This is a genomic window from Rhodospirillales bacterium RIFCSPLOWO2_02_FULL_58_16, from assembly GCA_001830425.1.
Taxonomy (GTDB): domain Bacteria; phylum Pseudomonadota; class Alphaproteobacteria; order Rhodospirillales; family 2-02-FULL-58-16; genus 2-02-FULL-58-16.
In genome coordinates, this window is sequence record MIAA01000041.1 from 14,262 (window position 1) to 20,154 (window position 5,893).

The window sequence follows — 5,893 nt, forward strand, 5'->3', positions numbered from 1 at the left end:
GCAATTCATCATGTCGGTAATAAATCGAATTGACCGCTTTCTAAATCGAACAGATCACATGGTGTCCCATAATGCCGTTCACTATATCTATCCGAAGCAATCAGGTCAAAGATCATGATTTAATGAAAATTAAGGCTTGCCTGAATTTACGCCGCATCGATTTTCTCGGACAGCCAGACCTTGATCAACGACTGATAGGGAACGTCCCGCTTGTTGGCGGCAGCCTTGATCCGCTCCAGCAAATCGACCGGCAGTCGAAGCGAAATCGCCTTTGTTGACGGCATGAGATTGGTCATGCGGGCGCGCTTGGCCTTGCTCCAGTCCACATAATCGCCGGAGTCGTGAGTCTCCCAGAAAACCCGTTCTTCCGCCTCGTTCCTGAAATCAGGAATGGTCTTATGTTTCATGTTCATAACGGCTTCGCTCCTTGCGATGCATATCCCGGGCGGAAATCACGCGAATTCTGACGTTTTCCTCCCGAAAGGTAAAAGTTACATGAAGTCGGCGCCCCGCATCGGTGACGCCCAGAGCATGAAAGCGCGGCTCGGACAAGCTATGCCGGGAATCATCAACGACCAGAAGCGGCTCATTAAAAAACACCTGCTCCGCCTCGGCTTGACTGACGCCATGTTTATCGACGTTTTTGCGGACATTGCCGTCGTCCCAGTGAAAGCCGGTCAACCGCTCGAAATCAATCATTTATGTATATTATCATAATATACAATGGTTTCCAAGAGGGGGCCTAGCTTCCGGCAAACGGTCAGCATATAATCCGGCGTCTGTGAGCAACCGGCGGATAATCCCTCGACGATGAAAGAACCATCAACCCGTTCCTGGATCAGGCCCTTCATCGATCCCCTGGTTCCTATTTTCCGTGAAGTGATCGCGATGTCCGCCTTTGTCAACATTCTGGCGCTGGCGGTGCCGATTTTCGTGCTTCAGGTTTATGACCGGGTGATAGGCAGCGGCGGCATCTCCACCCTCTACGGCCTGATCATCGGCATGATCATCGTGCTGGTGTTTGATTATGTGCTGCGCATGTCGCGCTCGCGGATCATGCAGACGGTGGCGCTGAGGATCGACGTTCAGGTCGGACGCAAACTTTTCAACAAGATAATGTCGTTGCCGTTGCAAACTCTGGAAAGCCGGCCCGGCTCCCACTGGAACGCCCTGTTCCGCGACGTTGACGTGGTGCGCAACACTCTGTCGGGGGCCTCGGCGGTCCTGATCGCCGACCTGCCGTTCGCCATCATGTTCCTTGGAGTAATATTCGTTATCGCCGCGCCTGTCGCCTGGGTGCTGCTGATCATTCTGCCGATGTTTATCGCGGTGGCGTGGCGCTCGGGCGCCGTGTTGTCGGCGGCCAACAAGGACGAGCGCGGCTCCAGCGTCAGCCGCGACGCCATGGTCACGGAAATGATCTCCGGGCGCACCACCATCAAGGCGCTGGCCCTGGACACGGCCATGCGCCCGATCTGGGAAGACAAACACGCCGAAAACATCGAGCGTTCGGTCATGCGCGGCTCCAAGGCTGACGGGTATTCAAATCTCGGCGCCTCGCTGACCATGATGACGTCGATCTGCCTTACCACCATCGGCGCCCTGGCCATCGTTGACCAGCGTCTGACCATGGGGTCCCTGATCGCCACCAACATGTTGAGCGGCAGACTTCTCGGCCCCATCAATCAGTTGGTCGGCCAATGGCGCGCCTATGCCGGGTTTCTACAGGCGGTGGAGCGGCTGGGCGACATTTTCAAGGCCAAAAGCGAGCGTCAGGAAAGCGAAATCCAACTGGAGCGCCCCAAGGGAAATATCGTCATTGAGAATGTTTCCTTCACCTATTCCGAGGATTTGCCCCCGGTAATCAACGGCGTCGATCTGGCCGTCAAGCCTCACAGCATAACCGCTTTGGTCGGCCGCAACGGTTGCGGCAAAACGACCCTGCTCAAGATACTTCAGGGTCTTTATAAACCGACCGACGGCCGGGTCGTTCTGGACGGCGCCGACATCAGCCAGTTCTCGCGCCCCGAGTTGGCGCGCTGGATCGGCTATGTGCCCCAGGAAACCATCCTTTTCTCCGGCACCATTCATGATAATCTGACGCACCGTTTCCCCGACGCCGACGACGCCGACATCATCAGGGCGTCAAAGGAAGCGGGTGCCCATTCCTTTATCATCGACATGCCCGACGGCTACGCCTCAGGCGTCGGCGAGGCGGGGCAACGCCTGTCCGGCGGCCAGCGCCAGCGGATTGCCATCGCCCGCGCCCTGATGGGCGATCCTCCGGTGCTGCTGTTTGACGAGCCGTCCAGCAGCCTGGACCGCCAGGCCGAACAGGAATTGCGCAAAACGCTTGCCGAGATCAGCAAGACGCGCACCATCGTTATTGTCACCCACAGTCCGATTCTGTTGGCCGCCTGCCATGAACTGGTGGCGCTGGACAAGGGCAAGATCGCCTTGTCCGGGCCGGCCGAAGATATCCTGCCCCGGTTGTTCGGAACCGCCCCCAAGGGCAAGGCCGCGCCTCCGCCCGCAGGCAAGCCCACGCCTCCGCCCCCCCCGCCGACGGGCAGGCCCGCCTCTCCGCCGGCGGTGCAGGTCACCGCCCGGCCCAAGCCGGTCGTTCATGCGACTCCTCATGCCCAGCCCTTGGCCAAGATTACCCCGAAGAAAATTGAAGCCGGGAAACCTGTGTCCAAATGAACAAACTTGACGCCCTCCTTGTCAGCCACCCCTTGCCTTCATGGCGGCCTCTTGCCTGGCCGGTGATGATTATGCTGTCGGCGGCTCTTACCTGGGCGAGCTTCGCCGAACTTGAGGAGGTGTCGATAGCCACCGGGCTGATTATTCCCAAGGGCCAGATCAAGGTCATCCAGCACCTGGAAGGCGGCATCGTGGTCGGCATTTTTGTTTCCGAGGGCGCCTCGGTGAAAAAGGGCGACAAGCTCCTCCAACTGGATTTGGCCACCAGCGGCGTCAACAAGGAAGAACTCCAGGTCCGCCTTGATTCGCAGATTCTGGTGCGCTCGCGGCTGGCGGCGGAAGCCAGCGGCCGGCCGCTGGAGTTTCCCGAGGACGTGGCCAACCGCATTCCGATCCAGGTTACGGCCCAGAAAAACGCTTATCTGGCGCGCAAGCGCGAAATTGCTTCAATCATCGGCGTTCAGGAAAAACTGGTCAGGCAGCGTGAGCTGGAGGTCAAGGAACTGGAAGCCAAGATCGCTTCCATCAAAAGCAACATGACCCTCTCCACAAAACGCCTTGAGATGTCAAAGAAGCTGCTGGCCGAAAAATTGACGCCCGAGATGGAGCACTTGCAGTTGCAGGCCGAGGTCGAAAAACTGCAGGGTGAACTTCAAGGACTTATTCCCGCCCTGCCGCGCACCATGGCCGCCGTTGAAGAGGCCAAGGGGCGGATGGACGAGGAAAAGAACAAATTCAGACGCGAGGCGGAAGAGGAACAGATCAAGTCGGAACAGGCGATCTCGCGCATTGTCGAGTTGTTGAACGAAGCCACCAAGCAGGGAGTGCGATCCGAAATCAAAAGTCCCATCGACGGAGTGGTAAAGCGAATGCTCTACAACACCGTCGGCGGCGTCGTCAAACCCGGCGAACCGATTATGGAAATCGTGCCGTCCGGGGCCGAACTGGTGGTGGACGCCAAGCTGAAATTGCTAGACCGGGGCTATGTGAACAAAGGGCAGCCTGTTCTGGTCAAGCTGTCGACCTACGATTTCGCCCGTTACGGCGGTCTGGACGGAGTGGTTTCCATGGTCGCTCCCGATTCAAGCACCGACGAGAAGGGAGAGCCTTTCTTTCGCATCCAGGTGGAAACGAAAAAACACTATCTGGGTAAACATGAAGGCGATCTGCCGATCATGGCCGGCATGGAAGCCACCGTCGATATCCATACCGGAAAGAAAACGGTTCTGGACTATTTGATCAGGCCGGTGCTTAAGCTACGCCACGAATCATTCCGCGAGCGTTAATCTGAGCCGGGTATTCATGAATCTTAAACATTTTCATGTAAGACGTTACGGTACTTTCCTATATTGCTCGGTAAAGACGGGAACATCAGAGGCATAGCATGTCGTTATCAACACTAATCGGCGTTCTCGGCGCCTTGGGAGTTTTCCTCGGGTCCATCTTTATCGCTACGGATAACTGGTCTGTCTTTGTTGACCTCCCCAGCTTCATAATGGTGTTCGGCGGCGCCCTGACGAGGACCTTTATCGCTTATGAGCCGCGCTATGTCATTATCTCCCTGAAGCTTCTGTCGAAGGTTTTCGCCAAGCCGGTCATCGGTCGCGACGTCCTCAAGGCCGAGGTCGGACGCATCATCAAGTGGGGCTATCTTGTTCAAAAGAACGGCGTCCCCGCCTTGGAATCCGAGGCCAAGAAATCGGTAAAGGGCGACAGGTTCCTTCAGTTCGGAGTGGAAATGGTCATTTCCGGCTACAGCGGCGAGGAAATTCGCGGCATCCTCACCACCACCATCGAGACAACATACGGACGCAACATGGTTCCGGTGAAGATTCTCACTTCCCTGGGAGCCGCTTCGCCGGCCTTCGGCATGGTCGGCACCCTCATCGGCCTGATCATCATGCTCGGCGGCATGGGCGCCGATCCCGCCGCCCTGGGCGCGGGCATGGCCGTGGCCATGATCACCACTCTTTACGGCGTCCTTTTGGCGCAGGTGTGTTATATGCCCGTCGCCGACAAGATCAGCCAGCGCGAATCGATCATGCGCTTCCGCAATTACCTCGTCGCCGAGGGATTGGTTCTGTTGGCCGACCAAAAGAACCCGCGCTTTATCCAGGACAAGATGAACAGCTTTCTTGACCCGGCGATTCACTTCAATATCGACAAGATGAAAAAGTAAGCCGAATTACAAGGATGGCGCCGCCATGGCAATGATCGATGAGTGTGACTGCCCGGTAGTGGAAGACTGGCTTCTCACCTATTCCGATACCGTTACCCTGTTAATGACATTTTTCGTCATGATGCTGTCTTTCGCCAACTTCGACGTCCCGGCCATGCAGGAAGCCTCGGACGCCATCGCCAAGGAAATCGGCGGCAAGGAGGGCGAGGTCAATCCGACCAAGCAGATGAAGATGGACCTGCAAGACATGGTCACCGACATGCAGGCCGACCAGGCGATCAAGGTCACGACCGACGGCAGAGGCGTAGTCCTGGAGCTGGCCAGTTCGGCCTTCTACAAGCCCGGTTCCGCCGATATCCGCGAAGAGGCCGTTCCCGTGCTTGTGCAGGTTGCCGAAATGCTGACGGCGCCCCGCTATCGACTCTTCATGATCGATATCGAGGGTCATACCGACGACGATCCCATCAGCACTGCCCGCTATCCTTCCAACTGGGAGCTTTCGGCGAATCGCGCCGCCGGCGTCGTGCGCCTGTTCATCAAGGAGAAAATGGACGCGGAACGCCTGTCGGCCAGCGGCTACGCCGAAACCCGGCCCAAGTTCCCCAACCGCGACGCCGAGGGCAACGCGATCCCCGAAAACCAGGCTGATAACCGCCGGGTGCTGGCGCGCATCTATCCCATGTCGATGGAAGAGCGCAAAAAGATGTTGCTCAAGATTGAGGGCGAGAAAAAGAAGAAGCTTGAGCTGGAAAAAAAGCTTGAAGAGGAGAAGGCCAAAGCCGCAACCCAAGACCCGAAGACGGCTCAGGAACCGCCAACCACTCAGGAACCGCAGGCCGGCCAAGACCTGCAAGCTATTAAAAAACCGTAAGAATTGCCGTCATTGGCAGGAATGGGAAATACCCGGAGAATTATCCGCAGATTACACAGTCCCCTGTTAAAAACTCCGAACGCCCTTGATTTGCCGGGCGGTTTTAGCGATTTGACGTAGTCGGATTTGCAAGAAATCGT

General features: G+C 57.1%; 6 protein-coding genes. 4 read left to right on the plus strand and 2 right to left on the minus strand.

Going from position 1 to position 5,893, the window contains the following annotated elements; translation table 11 throughout:
* Nucleotides 1-146: 146 nt before the first annotated feature.
* Entirely contained in the window at nt 147-413 is a 267-nt protein-coding gene (locus A3H92_06825) for a hypothetical protein (protein ID OHC73895.1), read from the minus strand.
* Complete coding sequence (locus A3H92_06830) at nt 397-699, minus strand: hypothetical protein (protein OHC73896.1); 303 nt, start codon at nt 697-699, stop codon at nt 397-399. The genes A3H92_06825 and A3H92_06830 overlap by 17 nt, the downstream gene beginning before the upstream one ends.
* A 111-nt stretch (nt 700-810) precedes the next feature.
* Between A3H92_06830 and A3H92_06835 the strand changes: the two genes are divergently transcribed.
* The 4 genes from A3H92_06835 (at nt 811) to A3H92_06850 (ending at nt 5,753) form a co-directional block, all read left to right on the plus strand.
* Nucleotides 811-2,703, plus strand: a complete 1,893-nt coding sequence (locus A3H92_06835) for a type I secretion system ATPase (GenBank protein ID OHC73897.1) — start codon at nt 811-813, stop codon at nt 2,701-2,703.
* Nucleotides 2,700-3,989 carry a multidrug resistance efflux pump gene (locus A3H92_06840; protein ID OHC73898.1) on the plus strand — a complete coding sequence of 430 codons (1,290 nt, stop codon included), beginning with the start codon at nt 2,700-2,702 and terminating at the stop codon, nt 3,987-3,989. The genes A3H92_06835 and A3H92_06840 overlap by 4 nt, the downstream gene beginning before the upstream one ends.
* A 98-nt stretch (nt 3,990-4,087) precedes the next feature.
* Nucleotides 4,088-4,882, plus strand: a complete 795-nt coding sequence (locus A3H92_06845) for a flagellar motor protein MotA (protein ID OHC73899.1) — start codon at nt 4,088-4,090, stop codon at nt 4,880-4,882.
* A 31-nt stretch (nt 4,883-4,913) separates the two neighbouring features.
* Nucleotides 4,914-5,753 carry a hypothetical protein gene (locus A3H92_06850; GenBank protein OHC73900.1) on the plus strand — a complete coding sequence of 280 codons (840 nt, stop codon included), beginning with the start codon at nt 4,914-4,916 and terminating at the stop codon, nt 5,751-5,753.
* The last annotated feature ends 140 nt before the right edge of the window (nt 5,754-5,893 follow it).